Origin of the sequence: Lutimonas sp., assembly GCF_051011215.1 — a bacterium.
Classification (GTDB): Bacteria; Bacteroidota; Bacteroidia; order Flavobacteriales; family Flavobacteriaceae; genus Lutimonas.
The window spans coordinates 1-3,475 of the sequence record NZ_JBPCUJ010000001.1; the positions used below are offsets into that span (position 1 = coordinate 1).

Genomic DNA, 3,475 nt, shown 5'->3' on the forward strand with positions numbered 1-3,475 from the left:
CTGAGGTTTTTTTGTTTTTAGGGGGTTTCGTTTGAATTTCACTTCGATATTTAACATTCCTTGTTCGATACCTGCCATACCGGCAGGAGGGTTCCACATTCAAAAATCTTCAATCTCCAATCAATAATAAAGAATTTTATGGGTGGGTTGTATGAGTGTTGGAGGCCATCTGTCATAAATACAGCTCTTTAGCTTTTATGATCTTGGCGAGACTGTAACCATTGTAAGAATCCAATTGCCACCATAGCTATTAAGACACCGGTACCTTCTCCAAGAAGACGTTCATAGAAATTTAAGTTAACCTCTGAATTATCAAGTCCTTGCCAACCCATTGAAATTAACACCATAAAGAAAAACATAAGAAAACCAGGATGCACGGGTTCCATAGCGAAGCTTAAAAATAATGCCAAAAGTAGAATGGAATAATATAATAACCCTGGTTCCAAATTGCTGCTCAGGATCCAGCCCAATATCATACCTGTTAAAATGCCAATGACCCTAGCAATGCCAATAATTTTAGTTTTTTTAGCGTCGAAGCCAATAACAAAAAAAGCTCCACCTGTTACTAAAGTAGGATCTGTTTTCAGCGAAGTCCAACCGATATAAGTGGTAACTCCCAATACCAATGCAATAGCAACAGAGTAGGCAATAATATAATTTGTATCTACTCTCACAGTGGAACTATCGGTAGTTTCATCTTGAATCGTAGGGTTTTCAAAAAACGAAGCAACGAAACTTAATAAAATCAAGATTCCGACACTAACAACAATAGCTAAAATACAATTATTCACACTTGTACTAGATATCAAAAACGGAGAATAAATGGCCCAACAAATTAATACATACCCTACCATAAATGCTCGTGTTCCTTTGATTAGAAGTATGGATCCCAAAAATCCAATAAGCGCAATTCCAGCAACATTTGACCAAAGAGAAAGCTCTATTTGTCCCGAAATAATAGTAATTACAATAGCTCCGATAGCAAAAGCCGTCATTCCCGTTATCCTATCTTTCAATGATCCCGGTACATTAGTTAACCATGCAAATAAAAGGGACAACCCAGTGGCCATCCATGATTCCTGAGTAGTAACTGACAATCCAAACAGCACGATGCCCCCAATAGCCACTTTTAACCCAGACTTATAATCAATAGCTTTCCAATTGAATATCAATAAATCTTTCATATTTTAAGAATTGATTATCATTAGCGAGTTTTTTACGGTTTTTATGGAAAAAGGGGACCATGAGCTAGTTATTGATGCTTCAAGGTAAAAAATTTGAACTTTTGATTTTTCTGCTATTGTTTTACGTGTCTATTCAAAACCTATAACCGAAGACAACGGTTAAAGATTGCCTACCGCCAAAACCACCTTGCACAGCCAATTCAAAGTGGTCAGATAGAGGCGTGTAAAGACCTACAAGGTAATTCCATACTTGTGGTTCAAAATTCACATTGTAATTCAATCGGTCCCCATCAGGTAAATCGATAAATCCAACAGATGCTGTTTCATAAAATTGGCCTTGTGCTCCTACCATGATGTTCATTCCATTGGGTGTCATATAACCTAAGAATGGAGATATTACATGTGCCACCTTAGAAGTATTAACTTCAGCAAGACTAGAAAGCATAAATTGATAATTTACTGAGGCATTAAAATTACCTATCCCTCCTGCTATGGTACCTCCGAATCCAACAATTGTAGCAGATAATTCACTTTCAACAGGTATTCTGTCTGGTAACTGTGAAGGGTCAACACCAATCCCTTCGAGAAAATCTAAAAGGTCTTCATTAATGAACAGGGCGCCATTCAAGCCATTGGTTCCTGAGCCATAAAACCCCATAACGTTCAAAAAGGGAAATAACCAAACATCAGCTTTAGCCATTGTTATTAGAGCATCTTGATCTACAGTCGATTTTGGAAGATCGAACAAACCTCCCAAGGCAATTGGTTCCTCATCGTTTACGGCAACTGTAAGCTCTGTAAAGTCCATTTTTTGATGTTGATAATGAGCAAAAATATTCACACCAATTGGCCTAGGTAATTTGTAGCCGAGTTTTTTAGCACCTTTACCAAAAATCGGTAAAACCCATCCCAAACTACCTTTAATAGAATCATTTAAATATTCTAAATCATTTGATAGGGGGTTTTCATCTGTTTCCAAATAAGATCCGGCAGTCGTTTTGTAACTTGAGACATATGAATCGTAATGAATTGTAATCTTGTCTTTTTTATCATTGAAAGAATAGGTGTCAAAAGTTGCTGTTACAAAATATCCTCCGAATTCTTGCTCCTTTTTGAAAATGACTGTACGTTCAAAATCACCTGTTTCAATTGTCCTTCCATGCATCTTCATTTTTTCGAAATTTGTGACAAAAACAGATTTTAAAACACCATTTTCTACGGTTATCAGCCCTTTTAAACTTTTTCCAAATTTTAATTCAGGTTCCAGAATCTTTTTGTCATAGAAAAAGGATAATTCAAGATTGTCTCCTTCCATAGATATCAGTTTTAATGAATTAGGATCATAGAGTTCGGTTCTTGACAATCTACTAAACGAATGGGTTCTTTCCATCGTTTTCATAATTTCCTTTTCTTCTTTTTTACTAAGTGAATCCAGGTCAACAACAATTTGAATATCTATTCCGTCATTGACGTCGGGATCATAAATAAACTTAAATTCGGTTGAGATTGTATCTCCATTAACTATTTTATATCCCCTGATATCTGAGCTATATGAGCCATTTTGTAATGTTGTACTTAAAGCTGCATCTAATAGGGTTGGAGAAATGCCATAATCTATAAGGTAATTACTGTTTACAGGAGGCTCTGTTTTCTGTGCCTGAATACTTAAAGCAAAGAGCAGGAAAATAATATAAATGATTCTCATATTGGATAAGGTTAGATATACTCAAGATATAAATTATTTTTATTTTAAAGTTGTCCAATATGAGAATCATTCTGTTTTGATTTCAATGTTCGGATCTCATTTATTCAATTTGAGAACAGCAGTTCGCATAACAGGGAACTATTTATTAATAAAAGATTATGGAAACCAATGAGGATTGCATATCGTTTTAGGATTCATTTTGTTACTAATTAGGATTATACCAAATCGGGCTTGTGTAAGCTCGTTCTATCACTTCCATAAGAACTTCATCGTCCATCTTAACGCCATAGTATTTGGCATCGTATGCTGTCCATCGAGGTGTGGGAATTTCTAATACCCTCACATAGTAAAAGGCCCTTTGCTTCGCATTAAAATCAGGATCTTTCCAATAGGAAATTAACTCTGTATCGCCAATAGTATTTGTATAGGTGGCATTTTTTACATCGACTGTATTTCCTATTAAAGGAATTTTTCCTTTTCTATCGATCTTCCTTTTTTCTGCATCAGCCCAAACGACATTATAGACTTTTTCTTGAGGGGTTCCTGAGGCGTCTAACCAACCTTTTACAATCTGAATTCTATCAAG

3 protein-coding genes are annotated in these 3,475 nt (G+C 35.7%); all 3 read right to left on the reverse strand.

Annotation, left to right across the window (positions count from 1 at the left end; translation table 11 throughout):
• Nucleotides 1-188 precede the first annotated feature (188 nt).
• Nucleotides 189-1,184: an FUSC family protein gene (locus tag ACR2MV_RS00005; RefSeq protein ID WP_434019807.1), complete on the reverse strand. Its 996-nt coding sequence runs from the start codon at nucleotides 1,182-1,184 to the stop codon at nucleotides 189-191.
• A gap of 133 nt (nucleotides 1,185-1,317) precedes the next feature.
• Complete coding sequence (locus ACR2MV_RS00010; protein ID WP_434019808.1) at nucleotides 1,318-2,889, reverse strand: hypothetical protein; 1,572 nt, start codon at nucleotides 2,887-2,889, stop codon at nucleotides 1,318-1,320.
• A 205-nt stretch (nucleotides 2,890-3,094) separates the two neighbouring features.
• Nucleotides 3,095-3,475: DUF3604 domain-containing protein (locus ACR2MV_RS00015; protein ID WP_434019809.1), on the reverse strand; the 381-nt coding region annotated here is incomplete at its 5' end.